Below are 18096 nucleotides of genomic sequence, written 5' to 3' on the forward strand. Positions count from 1 at the left end.
TCAGTGAGTTGCGCATTTGAGCTTCATGACGCTTAGGAAAGGTAGGGGCTCTTGACAAAGCCTCAAAGCTTTGTTGCGGCCAATGCCATCGGTCATTTTTGGGTCTAGGATCATAGTGTGAGGTATGGGAGGTGACCAAGTGAAATCATCTAAGCCTTTTCGGGGAATGAAAGATGTGCTACCGGGCGAGGTCGAGAGACGCAACACGCTTATGGGCATTGTAAGGGCTGTCTATCGAGCGCACGGCTACCTCGAGATCGAAACTCCCATCGTTGAGTCACTAGATGTTCTTTTCGGATCAGGTGGGGGCGAAAACGAAAAGCTGACGTACAGGCTCCTAAAGCGTGGTGAGAAACTCGAGATAAACGAGTCCACCACAGCTGATGATCTTTGTGACGGAGGGTTGAGGTTCGACCTCACAGTTCCTTTGTGCAGGTTCTACGCAGAGAACATGCATAGACTACCAAAGCCCTTCAGATCCATACAGATTGGGCCTTCATTTCGAGCAGAGAGACCTCAAAAAGGACGATACCGCCAGTTCACACAGGCCGATATCGACATCATCGGCGATCCCACCCAGCTAGCAGAGATCGAACTCATTACTGCGTCCGGACACGCTCTCCACACCTTAGGACTAACAGACTTTTCAGTCAGACTAAATGACCGAAGAGCCTTGGATCAGATCCTTGCTAAGGCCGGCATCGAAGAACACCTGATAAAGTCAGCACAGATCGCTCTAGACAAGCTAGATAAACTTCCCCCTCAACAGGTCGTCGAAGAGCTTCACTTACGAGGAGTATCTTCCCCAATAGCCGAAGGCATCGTTGGAAAGCTAACGCAGATCCCACCCCATAAAGCCATTGACGCTATGTCAGACCTCGGAGCAGAGGAGGCCCCTTTGTTCTCGCTACAAACAATACTGCAACATAGCTCCCATAGCGTCAAAGGGATGAGAGTCATAGTTGATCCGCTCTGCGTTCGCGGCCTTGGATACTATACCTCGACGGTGTTTGAGGTATCCCACCCCGCTTCTCAGAGTTCGATCGCAGGAGGCGGACGATACGACAATATGTTGTCAAGATTCGGTCTTGACTCCCCTGCGTGCGGAATCTCCTTAGGCTTTGATCGAATTCTCGCCATGATGGATGAGATGAGGCTCGAACGACCCAAAGGTGCAAAGAGACTATATCTAATTTTTGACCCAGAGATCGAACTCGACGTCGCACTAGTGACCTCACGAGAGTACCGGAAAGCGGGTTACCTGGTGTCCATGGTATCTCACCGAAGGGGGTCTCGTTCGCCGATGAAACGCCTTGCAACAGAGGCAGAGGAGCTAAAGCGTCAAGGAGCATCTGAGGAGTTCTGGTTTCAGACTCTTGGCGAGGACCAAGAACCTCGTCTGCTCATGCATTAGAGACGGCCAGCTCCCTGAATTTCATCTGAGGAAACAAACACCTTTCATCTTTACTGTAAATTAACACAAAACAATCTTTCAAAGAGCCGAACAGCCGCTAGAGATAAAAAGGATAATTTAAATCGTCAATCTGTAAGACTTAGGGGGTTCGGTGACTGACACAAATACGGCGGCCGGTTCTGAAGAACATGGTCTAAGGCGCGGCGTACTAACGCTGTTCGACCCTGCGGTAATGGGGGTAGCCGGTGTAGCTCCCGCATACTCAATCGCAGCAAGTACGGCCACCTTGTTTGGAGCGGTAGCTCTAGGAGGACCAGCTGCTCTGTTGTACTGTGGTATCGCAATGTTCGGCATCGTTTGGGCCTTTAACTACCTCGGAAGAGTGGAGACCAACTCTGGTGCTAGCTACACCTGGGTTCGAAACGCCTTGCACCCGGCTCTAGGGTACATTGCGGGCTGGGCTCTAGTTGTATCGGCCCTGATCTTTATGGTCGCTGGTTCATTTCCTGCTGGATCCATAACGCTAGGGCTGTTCTCTACATCTCTCGCCAACAACACGCTGGCCGTCACCATCTTGGGATCGGTGTTCTTCCTAATTATGGTTGGGGCAGTGGCTGCTGGAGTTACCATAACAGCAAAGCTACAGGTCATCATGTCCACCGTGGAACTCGCGCTACTTCTGCTGTTTGCAGCTCTGATGCTTCTCCATGGACACAATGCACACGCATTTTCATGGAGCTGGTTCTCGCCTGGGATATTTCACGGTTCCTCAGGTTTCTTCGCTGGCGCATTAGTAGCCGCCTTCTACTACTGGGGCTGGGACGTAACTGCAAACCTGAACGAGGAGACCAAGGGTTCGAAGGTGACGCCAGGCATAGGAGGAATAATCGGGGTCTTAGTCGTATTTGCTCTCTTTGAGGTATTCACAGTTGGATCAAATCTCGTCCTTAGCGCCAAGGATATCAACAACAACTCCGGCGATATTCTAGGAGTGCTTGGACAGATCGTCTGGCCGGGACTTGGCGGAAAGTTAATCGTAGTCGCAGTTATACTTTCCACCGTAGCAACCCTTGAGACCACTATAATTCAGGTGACCAGGACTATGTTCTCAATGGGGAGGGACGGAACTCTACCTAAGGTTCTTGGCAAGGTCCACCCCAAATGGAGAACTCCTTACATAGCAACGTTCGTAGTTGCAGTTATCTCTGTTGGGCTGTTCGTGGGATCTAATTACATCGGATCGATCGGAAATATCCTTACCGACGCAATCAACGCAATAGGTCTTCAAATTGCCATCTATTACAGCCTTGCAGGACTATCCGTCGTCATCTTGTATCGCAAGCAGATTACCAAGAGCATTAGCAACTTCATATTCATGGGACTATGGCCCCTTTCTGGAGCCGTGTTCATGGCGATCATGTTCGTCAAAACCATTCCTGGTTTGAATCAAACTACATTGATCGTGGGCTTAGGCGCCATGGCTCTAGGTCTTATCCCCATGGCAATATATTGGGCTAAGGGAAGACCTTACTTCAATATGCCAACGCAACAAGAAAGACTTGCTCCTACAGAGGAAGAACTGGCAACCATTTAGGTCACTATACGGCATAGAAATATAGGTGAGGCGATGTGCTAACTACACATCGCCTCACTTACTTAACTCCGTAGCAACTCTCTCCTGGTAGTCGCTACCTATCTCACTTGGCAAATCACCATGACAGCTAAGTGAAACATCCATGTCTTAGCACACGTTATGCCGAAAAACCCATCGGAGAGGCAGTTGAGTTACCCATCATAAATCTGGCGGAGGGGGTGGGATTCGAACCCACGGGGCTTGTGACCCAACGGTTTTCAAGACCGTCGCATTTGTCCGCTCTGCCACCCCTCCTTATGGAGTAGATAGATCAGCCTAGCGGATTCAACAGTTCACGAACCCACCCTTTTCCCACATATCCTACCCGAGAAACGCTATTTTTTTCGATATCCTTTAGAGAAGAAACCGGCACTCTTGGATAGGACCCCAGAAACTTGACACCCGCTTGAGAGTCAGAGATGGCCTCTAGGCACTCCGCCACTGGCTCGTCTCTTATGTGACCCTCAAAGTCGATGATAAAGCAGTACTCACCCATAACCGACTTCGCGGGTCGAGACTCCAGCTTTGAGAGGTTGATCGACCGTCTAGCAAAGTGCTCAAGTATTCCAAGTAAAGAACCCGGTCGATCCGCAAGCTGAAAGCAGACGATCGACGTCTTGTCGCACCCGGTCATCTCTGGAACCCCAGTCCTTGAGAGAAGCACAAATCGAGTCTTGTTATTTGCGAAGTCTTCGATCTGCTCAGTCTCTACCCATAGTCCATATATCTGGGCCGCAACAAGCGGTCCGATCGCCGCAAGGGTGTGGTCGTCGGACTCAGCTACAATCTGTGCAGCCTGAGCGGTAGAGTCAGCTGTGCTAATTGTCACCCCGGGTAAGTTATGCTTTATGTAATTCGCACACTGGGCTGTAGCGTGAGAGTAAGAGATGATCGTCTTAATCTCAGTTCTTTCAGTCCCTGGCTTTACGAGCAGGTTTTGGTGAATTTCCAACTCAACCTCTCGCTGGATGAGAAGGTGATGTTCGAATACCATAGGGTCTAACGTCGCAAGGACTGTACCTTCAATGGAATTTTCAATCGGTAAAAAACCAAGATCGAACTCCCCAGCCTCCGTTCGTTCAAGAACCTCCTTGAAACTCCCTAAGGGCACGGCTCTGTAACCTTTTAGATCATCAAGGCTAAAAAGCGCCTCCTCGGTAAAGGTACCCCGAGGCCCAAGATAGGCAACTGTCGGTTCGCTGAATTCATTGACCACTATAGTTGAGACTAATAACCTCTTGACTTGTGAAACACCGGTCAGCCTAGTGAAAGGTCGCCTAACCCTCTTACCACCTCAACCAAAGCGCAGTGATCCAACTCCCCACCACCTGAGTACGACACTGCCTCTAGATAGCTCTTAGCTAGCTGGGTGAAGGGCATGACCACGGAGTTCTCGCGCGCATAGGCCTCCACGATACCGAGATCTTTTAGGTGAAGATCAACCTTGAAGCCCGGCGCATAACTTTGATCAAGAATTTGACGAGCCTTTGCTTTCAGTAAGTTGGAACCCGCTCTGCCTGCCATGAGCGCTTCGAGAGCGGCCTCGGTATCGACCGAAGATCTTTCCAGAAGTGTTAGTCCCTCTGCGATAGTCGCAAGGATCCCTGCCACCATAACTTGATTCACTGCTTTAACGGCTTGCCCGCTCCCGGCACCTCCTACGTAGGAGATGTTGGTGCCCATGGCCCCTAGAACACTTGCACTGCGCTCAAAGACGTCTCTATCTCCTCCCACCATTATCGAGAGCGTTCCAGCTATAGCCCCTACATCGCCTCCAGAAACCGGAGCATCAAGGGCAGAGACCCCAATTTCTTTGGCACGTTCGTAGATCTCACGAGCTAGAGCAGGATCTTCGGTACCCATATCTATAAGGATCGAGTTGGGTTTCATCCCCCCTAGTACGCCACCTGGGCCAAGAACCACCTCTTTGGTGACGGCGGGCGTTGGAAGCATCGTCACCACAAACTCTGATACAGCACCAAGAGAGCTATAACTCTCGGCACGCTTGGCTCCAAGTGTCTCAAGCTCGATAACCGGACCCTCTGAGCGGCTCATAACAGTCAAATCAAAACCCGCCTTGAGCAAATTCTTTGCCATCGGTTTTCCCATCAGACCAAGACCAATAAGTCCCACCTTTGTCAACTTCTAAGCTCCTAACTGTAAAGATCACAACCCTTTTCGACGATCACGCCGACAACGTTCCGAGCAGTAGAGAACCTCGTTCCATGTATCCCTCCATCTCTTTCGATACACCATCTCTCGTCCACAGACCTTGCAGGTTTTCCGAGGAAGATGCGCCTTATTACCCTTGAAATCTGACATCATATGTAAAGTAGATCGAGGCCACCCAACTAGAGATTAGTTGACCCTACAAAATTACTTAGAATCTAAGCTTCTCGGTGTGGCAAAACTAAGAAACAATTCCAACATAATCGCAGTAGCTCGTGGAGATCTGCCGGCAGATCTTTTGTTGAAAGGAGGGAGGATATTTTCTACGTCTACCAAAGAGTGGATAGAGCTCGACCTCGCAATCACTTCCGGTGTCATAGTCGGTTGGGGTTCCAGGGACGCTAAAGAGGTAGTAGATGTAACTGGATGTTATCTGACACCGGGATTTATCGACTCTCATATGCACCTTGAATCCACAAAACTTTGGGTTGACACCTTCGTCTCCACGGTCCTCCCTCACGGCACCACCGCAGTTGCAGCAGATCCACACGAGCTAGCAAACGTTCTAGGAATCGTTGGGGTAAAGGAGCTCATCGAAGCCTCGTCCAAACTCCCTTTCACGTTTGGGGTCTGTGCATCCTCTTGCGTTCCAGCGTCCCACTTTGAATCCCCCGGAGCAGAGATAGACGCCAACGATGTAGCCGAACTGCTCAAGGATCCCCATGTCATCGGAGTCGCAGAGATGATGAACTATCCAGGCGTGATACACGGTGACAAGGAGGTACTTGCAAAGATTGCAGCGGCGGCTGACAGACGTGTAGATGGCCACTCCCCCGGCGTTAGCGGATCAGATCTTGATGCATATCTATGCGCTGGTATCGAATCGGATCACGAGTGTACGACCTACGAAGAAGCTCTGGAGAAGCGTAGAAAAGGTATGTGGATATTTTTAAGAGAGGGTTCTGCAGCACGCAACATAGCCGAGCTGTCAAGGATGGTACGTGAGTTTGGACCCTATAGATGCGCACTTTGCACCGACGATCGTGAGCCTCGAGTTCTAATTGAGAAAGGACACATCAACGACTGTATACGCGTGGCATTGCAAAGTGGCATCACTTTAGAAGATGCTCTCCTGATGGCCACAGCCAACGCTGCTGAGTACCATGGCTTCAATCAACTGGGAACCTTAGCCCCTGGTTATCAGGCCGACGTACTGGTTTTCAACGATATCGAAACTTTGGAGCCTACCTACGTGTATCGCGCTGGACAACTAGTTGCATTCGAAGGAAAGGTCGTACCAGGTCTCTTCGAACGACTCGACCCTCCAAAATCGATGAAAAGTACCGTACACCTAGAGTCTCCTGTTACAGGAGACGAGCTAGTGCTCCCACCCAGCGACGACTCAGATCTGGTACGAGTTATTGGAGTGAAAGACGGCTCCATAACAACCACAGAGCAGATTATAACAGCTTCTGAGTTTCGCTCAAGGGGCGTCAATCGTCTCGCAGTAGTGGAGCGACACCGAAAAACTGGACGCTTCGGTCGAGGCTACACGGTTGGATTTGGGATTGCTTCAGGGGCGATCGCCTCTACCGTAGCTCATGACGCACACAACATAATGGTGGTCGGGGGTCTTTCGCAGTCCGACTCCGCAGACATGGCTACAGCCGTAAACTTCCTAGCAAAAGAGGGAGGCGGACAAGTTGTAGTCCAAGGAGGTGAGATCCTAGCATTCCTTCCGCTCCCTATTGCAGGGCTAATAAGCGATAAAACCGCCCCAGAGGTTGCAGAGGAGATGAGTAAAGTGCTGGCTGCATCCAAGACCCTCGGAAGCGAGGTGCAAGAGCCCTTTATGACCCTTAGTTTCCTCGGTCTGTCGGTAATTCCAGAGTTGAGACTGACCGATCTAGGTTTAGTCGACGTGCGATCGTTTGAACTCGTTGACCCTTTTCTAGGTAGGTAAAGGGGTGTTGCGACCTTTCGCGACTTACTTCTGGTTCGACACTGTGGAATAATTTAGCCTAAGAACAAAGAGCTACAAGGGCTTGATCTAGATAAATAGGTACTTGATAAGGAGAACATCATGGCCGATGCAGTAGTAGTAGACGTTGTAAGAACTCCTGGAGGCAAGAGAAACGGATCACTTAGGAACTGGCACTCCGCCGATCTAGCAGCAGAGACACTCCGAGCCCTCGTGAAGCGTAACGACCTAGACCCAGCGCTTATCGAAGACGTAATAATGGGCTGTGTAATGCAGGTGGGAGAACAAGGAATAAACGTCGGTAGGAACGCCGTACTTGCAGCTGGATTTCCAGAGACTGTATGTGCCACTACTATCGACAGGCAGTGTGGCTCGTCACAACAGGCCGTTGCTTTCGCCGCACAAGCGGTTATGTCTGGGGTGCACGAGATCGTAGTTGCAGCTGGTGTCGAGGTAATGACGAGGACACCTATGGGATCCTCGGTTGTACCAGGTCTCGGAAAACCCTTTGGGCCTAAAGTCCAAGAACGTTATAGAGACAGAGGAGGGCTTGTAAATCAGGGCATATCCGCTGAGTTGATCGCTGATCAGTGGGGGTTAACCCGTGAGGATCTAGATCGATTTGGATATGAAAGCCAGATGCGTGCATCAAAGGCTACACAAGAAGGTCGATTTGAGCGCGAAATCGTTCCTATCGAGATAAAAGATGACGAGGGTAATTTGACCGGTGAGATGCTAACCTTCGATGAGGGTATCCGCCCTGGAACAACCATGGAAGCTCTTGCAGGACTAAAGCCAGCTTTCAAAGAAGGTGGAAAGGTCACCGCAGGCAACTCTTCCCAGATAACAGATGGTGCTTCAGCAGCACTGATTATGACCGAGGAGAGAGCTAACCAGCTGGGCCTCACCCCGCGAGCCAGATTCCACGCCTTTTCATTGGCTGGTGTAGATCCTATAACCATGTTGACCGGTCCGATCCCAGCCACCCAGAAGGTCCTTGAAAAGGCAAAGATGCAACTAGACGATATCGACCTAGTCGAGATAAACGAGGCGTTCGCCTCCGTAGTTCTTGCATGGGAGAAAGAGCTACATCCAGATATGGCTCGAGTTAATGTGAATGGTGGAGCTATTGCGCTAGGCCATCCCCTGGGGGCATCAGGCACCAAACTCCTCGCAACTCTTATCAACGAGCTAGAGAGAACAGGAAAGAGATTCGGCCTTCAGACGATGTGTGAAGGTGGCGGAATGGCCAACGCCTACATCGTAGAACGACTTGGATAGTGATGAATACTTAGCAGATGACGCTGATGCCGCTAGAGGTCGGCATTACCGATATTTAGTGGCAAAAGCAAACCCCAAGCCCATCAGTGCCATCCCGGCTAGGAGATACCAGGTGGACTCTCCGCCCGGGAGGATGGAGAGAAAGTTCACCACGATTAGGAGGGCTCCCAACAATAGTGGCGCAAATATAAGCCATAGATACCATCTCGGACTCTTTCGAGCGGACTTTGGCTTAGGAGGGGTGTACCTTCCAGCGGTTGGTCTCTTTGATCTATCGTTCTTCTTCGTGTCCTTTGACATCAACCCATAAGGCTACTAGCCCTACAGTCAGAGACATCTGAGTCGTTGTTGAGTTTATGGTGACGGTCACGACCATATCCTTATCCAGATCTCCGGAGGCAGGACCTTAGATCTCTAGCCAAAGACTATCGTTAACTCTGTATCCAAGTCACTCCCAACATGAAAGAAGATATACAGCATTTGAACCGCTATCGACCAAAGGTGCTAGTCGTTGACAACTACGACTCATTTGTGTACAACCTAGTTCAGTATCTGGGAGTTCAAGGAGCCGATCCTTTGGTAGTTCGTAACGATGCGATAGCAGCGTCTGATATCGAAGGCCTCGATCCTGACGGCATACTAATTTCTCCTGGACCAGGGCATCCAAGCCAGACAGCCCTAGCAAATGAGATCTTGACCACCATCTCACAAGAGGTACCAACCTTGGGTGTCTGCTTGGGTCATCAGTGTTTAGCTTATGCGTACGGGGCTACCGTTCATAGAGCTCCTGCCGTAATGCACGGCAAGACCTCACTAATACAACACGATGGTAAAGGGGTATTCAAAGCGGTATCGGTTCCTTTACGGGCTACGAGATACCACTCTTTAGTCGTGGATGAGGCGACCCTACCCAAAGAACTGGTAGTAACTGCCCGAAGCGAGGACGGTCTCATAATGGGTCTGCGTCACAAGCTTTTTCCGATAGAGACGGTCCAGTTCCACCCCGAGTCTGTCCTAACCGCAGACGGGGATCTAATGATTCAGAACTTTGTCTCACAGCTACTAAAGGGTTCTAACTAAAAGGCTTCCAAAGCCTACCCCTTCAACTAGCACGATGTCCTCACGCACGCCTCATGTTCCGGGACCAGGAGGCTGATTGCTTGATTGAGTCGAACTAGAACTACTTTCAGTCGTGGTTGTAGTCGAGACGACTCCATTAGATACGATAAGATCGACCGCCGAGTTTGGAGCGACAACGGTCCCCGAAGCCGGGGACTGCTGAAGCACGGTATTTGCGGGCTCGTTCGAGTCCTGGCTTGTAACTGTGCCAACGCTGAGGTGATCTGCGGCGAGGGTGTTTGCAGCCTGCGATACGCTGTCACCTACCAGGGAAGGTACCTTTATCTGCGTAGGTCCGTTTGAGACCGTAAGAACAACCGTAGACTGCCTATTCACCAACGTACCACCGGCTGGTGTTTGACTAATTACTGTGTTTGCCTGAGCGTTTGAGCTGTTCACGTAGTTAGTCGTCACGTTGAAACCAAGACCAAAGAGGGTATTTTCAGCTGAGCTTACATTTTCGTTAGTTACAGTTGGAACCTTTATCTTTCCGGGGCCGCTAGACACGGTGAGAACTATGACCGTGCCTTTCTTTACCGACAGTCCAGGAGATGGAAGCTGGCTAATTACAAGACCTGCAGTTGAAGCATTTGTCTGATACACCAGTCGACTCTTTAGACCCACCGCCTTTACTTGACTCTGGGCACTTTGATAGGTAAGTCCAACCACAGCTGGTACCGTAGCGGTCGACGGTGGCGCTGCCTTGGCAGGAGCGAAGTAACCCATCTGGGAGGCTGCAAAGAGACCTCCCAGCCCAAGAAGGAGAACGATAAAGACGACCAGGGCTATAATCGCTCCTTTCTTGGAGCTCTTGTGCTCTTCCTCATCCGAATCAGCGCTGCTGCTCATCTGAGCGTTTGTAACAGGAATAGCAACTGTGGGATCGGCGACTGCAGCGCTTAGGACTCTAGTTCCATGTCCCGAGTCAAAGGCTTGGGTGTATCTACTACTGACCGAAGAGCCTTGCATAAAGTTGTTGAGATCGGATCGCAGATCATAAGCCGTCTCGTACCGATCCTTTGGGGACTTCTCAAGACACTTCATAATTATTGCTTCGAGGTCAGAAGGAACCGATGGATTTATCACCGATGGAGCTATCGGCGTCTCTTTGACGTGTTTGTAGGCTATGGAGAGCGGTGAGTCACCCGAGAACGGCACCTTACCGGTAGCGAGCTCGTAAAGTACGACTCCGAGAGAGTAGATATCACTTGTCCCATCAAGCTGTCCCCCTTGAGCCTGTTCCGGGGATATGTATGATGCCGTACCCAACACAGATCCTGTCTGTGTCAGATCTCCGTCAGCAGTTATCGCTCTAGCGATACCAAAGTCAGCCACTTTAACATCCCCGTCTGGTGTTATAAGAACGTTTGAGGGCTTTATATCTCTGTGGATAACTCCATGTTTGTGGGCGAAACTAAGAGCCGCTGCCACGTCCGCACCGATGGACGCTACCCTCTTGGGAGCAATCGGAGCTTCTTCCCTAATTAATCTCGCCAGAGTACGGCCAACCACCAACTCCATAACGATAAAGTAGGTACCTTTGTCTTTCCCCCAATCGAATACCGAGACTATGTTGGGGTGTGAGAGATTTGCAGCTGCCTGAGCCTCTCGCCTAAAACGTTCCACGAACGCCTCGTTAGTAGAGAGTTCAGGAAACAGAACCTTCAACGCAACAGGACGGTCAAGCAGTGTGTCACGCGCTTCATATACGTCGGCCATACCCCCGCGCGCGATCTTGGTCACCGGTTCGTAACGTGATCCGTATGATCTCTCGGTCGCTTGGCTCATCTCAATAAACTCCTACCCTACTCCTAGTGCGGCTGCAAGCATTGCTTTTACTACCGGTCCTGCGTACTGTGCTCCTGTTGGATTAGGACTTAGTCCAGGTTGCTGCGGAACTACCACTGCAACTGCTATCTGTGGATTCTGAGCCGGTGCAAACGCGACCATCCAGTTGTCGTCCCGACCTGTCGCCGTCGAGCCAGAGGATAGGTTGGTCTGCGCAGTTCCGGTTTTGGCCGCAATCTTTACTCCCGGAAGCGCTATGCCCTGAGCTGTACCACCGTTTACCACGCCTTCCATAAGGGACGTAACTTTTGCTGCGGTCTGAGCAGAGGTGGCGATCTTCCACGGATGCGGCTGATAGCGCCTAATTACCTGATTTTGATAGTTGACTATCTCAGACATAAGGTGAGGCGTCTCTATCACACCGTGGTTCGCAATCGCTGACGCTACCAGTGCCATCTGGAGAGGAGTGGCACTATCGTTACCTTGCCCTATCGCCGAGTAAGCGAGCTGAGGAAGATTCTGGCTGAAAAACGAGGCTGGAGGGAAGTACGAAGCAGCGGCTCCCGGTACGTCTAGAGGAGGAACGGCGTTAAATCCGAACGCAGCCGCCTCCTGCGCCAAGTTAGAGGCGCCAAGTTCCAGACCTATGTTGGCGAAGCCGGTGTCGCAGGATACCTGCAATAGAACCGGAAGTGTTCCACCACAGGCTTCGTAGGCGTAGTTGTGCAAGGTGAGCGTCGTCTGGGGGAGCTTTGTAACGCTCTCCACCGGAAAGCTCTGAGTCGCAATCGCTGGATCGTGGTCGTACACCGCCGATGAGGTTACGATCTTGAAGGTAGACCCTGGAGGGAACGATCTTGAAGTGGCTAGATCCAATAGAGGAGGGTATGTTCCTAGGTTATATAGCTTCCAAGCAGCGGTTTCCACTGAGCCGCTAGGAGAGCTTAGAGGATTTGGATCGAACGATGGAGCTGAGTATAGCGCCAAAATACTTCCCGTCTTAGGATCTATCGCTACTACTGCGCCATACAACGAACCTAGAGCTTTTGCTGCGGTCTCTTGAAGGGTTGAGTTTATGGTTGTCACCACAGAGTCAGTCTGATACTTAGTAGAAAACAACGACGAGATGCTGTTGGGTGGAGCAAGGCTCCCTTGGAGGTAAGAGTTGTAAGAGGCCTCTAAGCCCGAACGGCCATAGATGATTGAGTCAAACCCAGTAACATCCCCATAGAGAGATCCGTAGGGGTACTCTCTCTGGTAGTGGTACACGTTTTTTGCACTTACCGTGTCTGCGATAACCTTCCCATCGGCTGTCAAGATGGCTCCTCTTGGAAGAGAGAACTCCTTTGTGATTTGGTTATTGTTCCCGTTGGCATTAGAAAGTTTTTGAGCTTGAAGAACTTGAAGGTTATTCAGCTGCAGAAACAGTAAAGAGAAGGCAATTAAGAAGAACACGGCAAGTGTAAAGATTCGTTTTTGCACTATCCAACACCCGACCCAGACACAGTTGTAGTTGTGGTAATCGATGACTCGCTTCCTCCGAGTGGGTGGGCGGCTATGTAGTGTTGTTCTCTTATTCGCGCCTCTAAGTTCTTCACATAGTTATCGGCTGCAGAGAGAGAGGGTTCGAGCACCGTGTCTTTAATCGCCGATGCCTCCACGACATTTAGTTGATCTACTCGAAGGCTTGAAACCCTAACCACCGCAGGACTGTACCAAAGCAGTCCTCCGGGGTGTCCGTGAAATATCGCCACAGAGCCATGGGACTCGCCAACAAAGTAAGAGTGATCTTCGTACAGCTGAACCGCAAACAATACCCCCCCCACTAGGAGAACAAAGAGCAGAAGAAACAGAGCAACTCGAACGGTTATAACACCTCCACCGCGTCTTGTAGCATGGCGATCTAGTGGACGAGGAATGGAGAGAAGCTCTGGACCTCTCTTTATGAGACTCCTACCTGTCGACTCATCCGGAGCCACTCCCAGCTCGGTTGCCGGATTATCGGATTTATCGACATCGAGAGCGACAACCTCAACGAGAACAACTGAGATGTTGTCTGTTCCACCAGAGAGGTTTGCGCTCTCGATCAGCTGGTCTGCTTTTTCTTGCAACGTATTAGACCCAGAAAGAATCGACTCAATCTCAGCGTCCTTCACGTGATTTATGAGGCCATCTGAACACAGAAGGAGAATATCTCCTTCTGTTGGCATCACCTTGAACACATCTGCGTCCACTACTGGCTCGACACCCAAAGCTTTGGTTAGAACGTGTCGTTGACTGTGATGGGCTGCCTGCTCTTCGGTGATAGATCCGCTCCTAAGAAGCTCTCCAACGAAGGTATGATCTTTTGTGATTTGCTGAAGCTCACCCCTGTGAAACAGATACACTCTGGAGTCTCCGACGTTTTGAACAAGAAAATACTCCAGTCCATCCTCTTTCACAAGAAGGGCAGCAGTCAGGGTGGTGCCCATTCCCTTTAGGGTTTGTGAATGTGAGGCCTCAGATAGAATCCGTCGATTAGCTTCCAAGAAAGAGGCTCTGAAACCCTCAAGTGCTCCACTGTCGCTTGAGAGTTCGCTGATGGTATCCACTGCTAGCTTGGACGCCACCTCTCCTCCGGCATGCCCACCCATTCCATCAGCTACCGCAAACAGTTTGCCATCGGCGTAGATTGAATCCTGATTAATCCTTCTGACTCTACCCTTGTCGGTCGAGGACGCCCAAGCGAGCTTCAAGGTTGGACCACCTCAAACAAACTCTTGCCGATCTTTACGAGATCTCCCTTCATGAGCTGAATTGGCACTGACACCCGCAAGGAGTTGACCACAGTTCCATTTGTAGAACCTAGATCTGTGATCCAGAACCCGTCGTCTCTCCTTTCAATCTTTGCATGTTTAGAAGAAGCAAAATTATCGTCCGCCAGAGCAATGTCACACCCCTCTGAGCGACCAATTACAGTCTCTTCCTTTAACCTAAACTCCCGTCCCTGAAACGGTCCCTCTAGAGCTAGGAGCCTGAAGTCACCGACTCCACCTAGGACCACCTGCGAGGTGACCTTAGACCTCTCACTGGCCCCGATCGACACGGCCGTTCTGTGACTTGCTGTCCAATCAGAGACAGATCCACTTGCAACCTTTTTAGCATTTTCCGAACTCTTCACCTCTACCCATATGGCTCTAAGGACGCGCAAGAAAAATAGCCACACGATAGCTATGAAGACGTATTTGAAAAGTTCAAGCAAAGGTACAGGCACGGCTCCAGTTACTCCAGTAAGTAGACGAGCCGGGTTCCACCAACCGTAATCTCGTCTCCGCTAACTAATGGCACCTCAGAGGTGATCCTTTGCTGGTTTACATACGTCCCGTTCGTGGATCCAAGATCCTTTAGATATGCGACAGAGTCAACAAGTTCGATTTGACAATGACGTCGGGATACCCTTGGATCCTCAACGACCAAAGAGCAGACTGGAAGACGTCCGATGATGAACACACCGGGGTTTAGTTCGATCCTTCGACCATCTGGCAAGAGAAGAACGAAGCGGTCTCCGTACCCCTCCTCTTCAAAGAACGAACTCTCTACGTAAAATGAACCCGCCTTTTGTGTAAAGTCTTCTACAAAATCAATCTGAATCGAACCGACGAATTTGTAGGAGTGCTCTTCGGCTGTATCAACCAGAAGCGACTTTAGTTCTGCAAGTATTGCTTTGGCGATTGGCTCCAACTCCTCGAAATCGTACTTAGACAGATAGACCTTGTACACATTAGGGACGATCTCCGAGGTTAGTGCAACCTTGCGATTCCTCTCCAGTTCCCGTACGACTCTTCGTCCAAGTTCAATGGGTTCCACCGAACGTTTAGAAGCCCTTGCGAACACAGACTCCACTGCCCCTTGGATCCGTCTCTCAAACTTATCTAGTCCCACTGGTTAGACTCTACCCACCTAAAACCCAATCAAGAGTTAAATTGACTCTATGAGTACTGTACATGCCGACTAAGCTCCAAAAGGCTTTATCATTCTAGTTGACATTATCTTATGGGCGAGTGGCGGAATAGGCAGACGCGCAGGATTCAGGTTCCTGTGTCCGCAAGGACGTGGGGGTTCAAGTCCCCCTTCGCCCACCAAAGCAGTTGAAACGACGTACGCCTCGGAGTGAATGCTCTTCCACCTTCCCCTGTGCTACCAAGCTCCTTGACTATCAAAGTCGCACTCACGACTTCGCCTCTTACTCACTCACACAACGATGTCATTGATCTCGCTTGATACACGCACATAGTGAAGGTCTTATAAGCTCCAGCGAAGAGGCGGGGTAAGTAAGCCAAAGAAGGGACGTCTTTACATATCCTAAAGAATTGAAACCAGTAAAGATGGCGGAGAGGGAGGGATTTGAACCCTCGGACCCGTTACCGGGTCAACTCATTAGCAGTGAGTCCCATTCGGCCGCTCTGGCACCTCTCCAACTAACCCACATATACTCTATCAACCGCACTTGTAAGCCGTGCCCGATTAGTAAAGCTTGTGAGAACCTAAGGTAAGAATTAGATCGGTGATTGGATCCTCAATCAACCACAGTTCAGACCCTTTGACACTATGATGACAGTTCCAGAAGACGACTTGTAATAAAAAGCGAGAAATAGATGCATCAGCAACTTTCACTACTTCAGGCCATAATATTTGGGATTCTACAAGGCCTAACCGAGTTATTCCCCATCTCAAGTCTCGGTCATTCTGTGATTCTTCCACACCTAATGGGATGGAACTCTATCATACGAGCTCAAAACACCAAAAACTCCTACTTCTTGGCGTTCCTAGTTGGACTTCATGTTGCCACCGCTCTTGGTATGTTCATCTACTTCCGCAAGGATTGGTTCAAGATCATAAAGGCAGTACTGACCTCGTTGCAAACCCGTTCCATCGACACCCCAGACGCCCGTCTGGGGTGGCTCCTCATAGTAGCGACCATTCCCGCAGGCCTTATGGGGTTAATCTTTGAAAATCTCTTTCGTCAACTCTTCGCTAAACCGTTAGCGGCCTCTATCTTTCTGTTCATTAATGGCCTTATCCTTGTGGCCGGTGAACAGTTCCGTCAAAGAAGCGAGCTAAGCAGCGGTGGACACTCCGGACGAACAAACCCTTACAGCACAGAAACCACAGTTAGGCGCCTCGACGATCTAGAGTACAAAGAGGCTGGCATTATAGGAGTGGCTCAGGTATTTGCACTTTTGGCTGGAATCTCTCGATCGGGAATTACCATGGTGGCAGGTTTGGTGAGAGGTCTTGACCACGAGGATGCTGCCCGGTTTTCATTCCTTATGGCAACACCAATCATACTGGCCGCCGGTCTGTACAAGCTTCCACTTCTCCTTGGTCATGCAGGTTCAGGTGTTCGGGTTCAGGTAGTGATAGGTTCAATCTTCGCACTAGTGACTTCCTACTTATCGGTTAGGTTCCTAACTCGCTACTTTCAGACAAAGAACCTTTACCCATTTGCAGCCTACTGTCTTGCTTTAGGCTCCCTCCTTATAATAAAGTTTGCTTAGTGCAAGAAAATTATTTCAGTAGGCAGCCTGAGTAGATTGGAAACACAATCTAATACCAATGCTTATGGAAGCAATGCCCCTCTTACCAATGGCCAAGACCTACTTACGATCATTGCACTGCTTGTCGGCGGAATCGTGTTGCCTTTGGTCGGATGGTTCTTCGCTCTGTTTCTCCTTATACGAAGCCCCAGCTGGAACCTGAGACAAAAGCTCATTGGAGCCGTCCTACCTCCATTTGGTTACTTTCCCCTAGTAGCCGTCCTGCTTCTTCCGTCACTAACCAATAGTTGCGTGGAGTCAAAACGTCTTAGTAAGGAGCAAGCTATTAGTTGCGCTGCGTCAGCGTTTTCTTACTCCGGACCAGAGATCTTCCTGTTGATCCTTCTCACAATCCTTCCAACCATCAGCGCTATTTATCTTTATAAGTCCGCATCCAGATAAACGACTAACTCGAACGCTCAATGGTGAAGTCAAGATTATCAAGCCCTCGAATCACCACCTGAGCCTGAACTGCCATTGCGACTTAACTGCTATGGGGATGCAACGACGTATCTATCTGAACTTTAAATGATGCATTCACCCAACTATTTGAGGTCACCCAGAAGAAGTAGACACATTCTTTAGGTCGCTTGTGTGCCCCTTGCTAATAAAAGTTAATCGTCAATGGGACTGAGATACCCAATATCTAGGTAACGGCAAGAGGTGTTGTAAAGGTCCACATACCCGTCAATTCCTTCTCGAAGTTCTCGGAGATTAGCAAATACATGTCCGAAGAAGTACTCCTGTTTTGAGATTAACCTAAACGATAATGCACCTTGCATGGTCAGAGCACGATCTAGTCCCTGTCATAGGACGTAGGATCCATTTTTTTTAAAGAGTTACACTACGATGATCGGAAAATTTGAGGGGCTCCCCAGAAACTAACCCACCCGATATATGAGTTTTGCCTCCGAAGTAGATATGGGGGAAAACACCATGAAATCCAAGCGACACACCGAAGAGCTGGTGATCAAAGAGCTTGTCGAGGGCGACAAGATGTTGAGAGAAGGTAAAACTGTTGCCGAAGTTGCTCGCAGTCTCGGCGTGATAAAGACCACCTGGCATAGATGGAAGAACACCTATGGCGGTATGAAAGCAACAGATGCCAAGAAGCTCAAAGAGCTCGAGATGGAAA

Annotated in this window: 18 protein-coding genes and 3 tRNA genes; 9 read left to right on the forward strand and 12 right to left on the reverse strand. The window is 50.0% G+C overall.

Annotated features, from left to right (window positions below):
- Positions 1 to 139 precede the first annotated feature (139 nt).
- Together BUA24_RS04595 and BUA24_RS04600 are read left to right on the forward strand one after the other, a co-directional pair.
- On the forward strand, positions 140 to 1414 hold the full coding sequence (locus BUA24_RS04595) for a histidine--tRNA ligase (protein WP_178138701.1): 1275 nt from the start codon (positions 140 to 142) through the stop codon (positions 1412 to 1414).
- Between the two features lie 151 nt (positions 1415 to 1565).
- Positions 1566 to 3008 carry an APC family permease gene (locus BUA24_RS04600; RefSeq protein ID WP_072789234.1) on the forward strand — a complete coding sequence of 481 codons (1443 nt, stop codon included), beginning with the start codon at positions 1566 to 1568 and terminating at the stop codon, positions 3006 to 3008.
- 207 nt (positions 3009 to 3215) lie between these two features.
- Here BUA24_RS04600 and BUA24_RS04605 read toward each other — a convergent pair.
- The 4 genes from BUA24_RS04605 to BUA24_RS13325 all read right to left on the reverse strand — a co-directional run bounded on the left by BUA24_RS04605 (position 3216) and on the right by BUA24_RS13325 (position 5372).
- Positions 3216 to 3302: transfer RNA gene (locus tag BUA24_RS04605), tRNA-Ser, on the reverse strand.
- Between the two features lie 16 nt (positions 3303 to 3318).
- Positions 3319 to 4263 (reverse strand): prephenate dehydratase, encoded by a 945-nt coding sequence (gene pheA, locus BUA24_RS04610; RefSeq protein WP_072789238.1) that lies wholly within the window; start codon positions 4261 to 4263, stop codon positions 3319 to 3321.
- Between the two features lie 41 nt (positions 4264 to 4304).
- Positions 4305 to 5180: an NAD(P)-dependent oxidoreductase gene (locus BUA24_RS04615; RefSeq protein WP_245790301.1), complete on the reverse strand. Its 876-nt coding sequence runs from the start codon at positions 5178 to 5180 to the stop codon at positions 4305 to 4307.
- 33 nt (positions 5181 to 5213) lie between these two features.
- A complete protein-coding gene (locus BUA24_RS13325; protein WP_072789244.1) occupies positions 5214 to 5372 on the reverse strand; it encodes a DUF2256 domain-containing protein in 159 nt (52 codons plus the stop codon).
- 76 nt (positions 5373 to 5448) lie between these two features.
- On the opposite strand from BUA24_RS13325, the gene ade reads away from it, so the two are divergent.
- On the forward strand, positions 5449 to 7179 hold the full coding sequence (gene ade, locus BUA24_RS04625) for an adenine deaminase (RefSeq protein WP_072789247.1): 1731 nt from the start codon (positions 5449 to 5451) through the stop codon (positions 7177 to 7179).
- Between the two features lie 120 nt (positions 7180 to 7299).
- Positions 7300 to 8478 carry a thiolase family protein gene (locus BUA24_RS04630; RefSeq protein ID WP_072789249.1) on the forward strand — a complete coding sequence of 393 codons (1179 nt, stop codon included), beginning with the start codon at positions 7300 to 7302 and terminating at the stop codon, positions 8476 to 8478.
- 45 nt (positions 8479 to 8523) lie between these two features.
- On the opposite strand, the gene BUA24_RS13330 is transcribed toward BUA24_RS04630, so the two are convergent.
- Positions 8524 to 8778, reverse strand: a complete 255-nt coding sequence (locus tag BUA24_RS13330) for a cell division protein CrgA (protein WP_072789251.1) — start codon at positions 8776 to 8778, stop codon at positions 8524 to 8526.
- Positions 8779 to 8979: 201 nt separating this feature from the next.
- Between BUA24_RS13330 and BUA24_RS04640 the strand changes: the two genes are divergently transcribed.
- Positions 8980 to 9558, forward strand: coding sequence for an anthranilate synthase component II (locus BUA24_RS04640; RefSeq protein ID WP_245790299.1), 579 nt, complete (start codon positions 8980 to 8982; stop codon positions 9556 to 9558).
- A 51-nt stretch (positions 9559 to 9609) separates the two neighbouring features.
- Here the strand turns inward: BUA24_RS04640 and pknB are convergent, their stop codons facing one another.
- From pknB to BUA24_RS04665, 5 genes are read right to left on the reverse strand one after another with little or no spacing between them, the layout of a single operon-like run.
- Positions 9610 to 11385: a Stk1 family PASTA domain-containing Ser/Thr kinase gene (gene pknB, locus BUA24_RS04645; protein ID WP_072789257.1), complete on the reverse strand. Its 1776-nt coding sequence runs from the start codon at positions 11383 to 11385 to the stop codon at positions 9610 to 9612.
- Between the two features lie 12 nt (positions 11386 to 11397).
- On the reverse strand, positions 11398 to 12867 hold the full coding sequence (locus BUA24_RS04650) for a peptidoglycan D,D-transpeptidase FtsI family protein (RefSeq protein WP_072789260.1): 1470 nt from the start codon (positions 12865 to 12867) through the stop codon (positions 11398 to 11400).
- Positions 12867 to 14120, reverse strand: a complete 1254-nt coding sequence (locus BUA24_RS04655) for a Stp1/IreP family PP2C-type Ser/Thr phosphatase (RefSeq protein WP_072789263.1) — start codon at positions 14118 to 14120, stop codon at positions 12867 to 12869. Before BUA24_RS04655 ends, BUA24_RS04650 begins: the two co-directional genes overlap by 1 nt.
- Positions 14117 to 14638 carry an FHA domain-containing protein gene (locus BUA24_RS04660; RefSeq protein ID WP_072789266.1) on the reverse strand — a complete coding sequence of 174 codons (522 nt, stop codon included), beginning with the start codon at positions 14636 to 14638 and terminating at the stop codon, positions 14117 to 14119. The genes BUA24_RS04655 and BUA24_RS04660 overlap by 4 nt, the downstream gene beginning before the upstream one ends.
- Positions 14639 to 14646: 8 nt before the next feature.
- Positions 14647 to 15306 carry an FhaA domain-containing protein gene (locus tag BUA24_RS04665; RefSeq protein WP_072789269.1) on the reverse strand — a complete coding sequence of 220 codons (660 nt, stop codon included), beginning with the start codon at positions 15304 to 15306 and terminating at the stop codon, positions 14647 to 14649.
- 113 nt (positions 15307 to 15419) lie between these two features.
- On the opposite strand from BUA24_RS04665, the gene BUA24_RS04670 reads away from it, so the two are divergent.
- Positions 15420 to 15506: transfer RNA gene (locus BUA24_RS04670), tRNA-Leu, on the forward strand.
- A 244-nt stretch (positions 15507 to 15750) separates the two neighbouring features.
- Here BUA24_RS04670 and BUA24_RS04675 read toward each other — a convergent pair.
- Positions 15751 to 15840, reverse strand: a tRNA-Ser gene (locus BUA24_RS04675).
- 179 nt (positions 15841 to 16019) lie between these two features.
- On the opposite strand from BUA24_RS04675, the gene BUA24_RS04680 reads away from it, so the two are divergent.
- Positions 16020 to 16922 (forward strand): undecaprenyl-diphosphate phosphatase, encoded by a 903-nt coding sequence (locus tag BUA24_RS04680; protein ID WP_072789272.1) that lies wholly within the window; start codon positions 16020 to 16022, stop codon positions 16920 to 16922.
- A 36-nt stretch (positions 16923 to 16958) separates the two neighbouring features.
- Positions 16959 to 17363, forward strand: a complete 405-nt coding sequence (locus tag BUA24_RS04685) for a hypothetical protein (RefSeq protein ID WP_072789274.1) — start codon at positions 16959 to 16961, stop codon at positions 17361 to 17363.
- 212 nt (positions 17364 to 17575) lie between these two features.
- Here BUA24_RS04685 and BUA24_RS13335 read toward each other — a convergent pair whose 3' ends face one another.
- Positions 17576 to 17743, reverse strand: coding sequence for an IS3 family transposase (locus BUA24_RS13335; RefSeq protein WP_084660197.1), 168 nt, complete (start codon positions 17741 to 17743; stop codon positions 17576 to 17578).
- A gap of 154 nt (positions 17744 to 17897) precedes the next feature.
- Between BUA24_RS13335 and BUA24_RS04695 the strand changes: the two genes are divergently transcribed.
- Positions 17898 to 18096, forward strand: a 199-nt coding sequence (locus tag BUA24_RS04695; protein ID WP_178138703.1) for a transposase, incomplete at its 3' end; no start/stop codon positions are given.

Source organism: Ferrithrix thermotolerans DSM 19514 (genome assembly GCF_900128965.1).
Classification (GTDB): Bacteria; Actinomycetota; Acidimicrobiia; order Acidimicrobiales; family Acidimicrobiaceae; genus Ferrithrix; species Ferrithrix thermotolerans.

Coding starts and splice junctions, on each gene's coding strand:
- BUA24_RS13325 (WP_072789244.1), bottom strand. CDS start 5,372: ATGATGTCAGATTTCAAGGGTAATAAGGCGCATCTTCCTCGGAAAACC.
- BUA24_RS13335 (WP_084660197.1), bottom strand. CDS start 17,743: ATGCAAGGTGCATTATCGTTTAGGTTAATCTCAAAACAGGAGTACTTC.
- BUA24_RS13330 (WP_072789251.1), bottom strand. CDS start 8,778: ATGTCAAAGGACACGAAGAAGAACGATAGATCAAAGAGACCAACCGCT.
- BUA24_RS04630 (WP_072789249.1), top strand. CDS start 7,300: ATGGCCGATGCAGTAGTAGTAGACGTTGTAAGAACTCCTGGAGGCAAG.
- pknB (WP_072789257.1), bottom strand. CDS start 11,385: ATGAGCCAAGCGACCGAGAGATCATACGGATCACGTTACGAACCGGTG.
- BUA24_RS04680 (WP_072789272.1), top strand. CDS start 16,020: ATGCATCAGCAACTTTCACTACTTCAGGCCATAATATTTGGGATTCTA.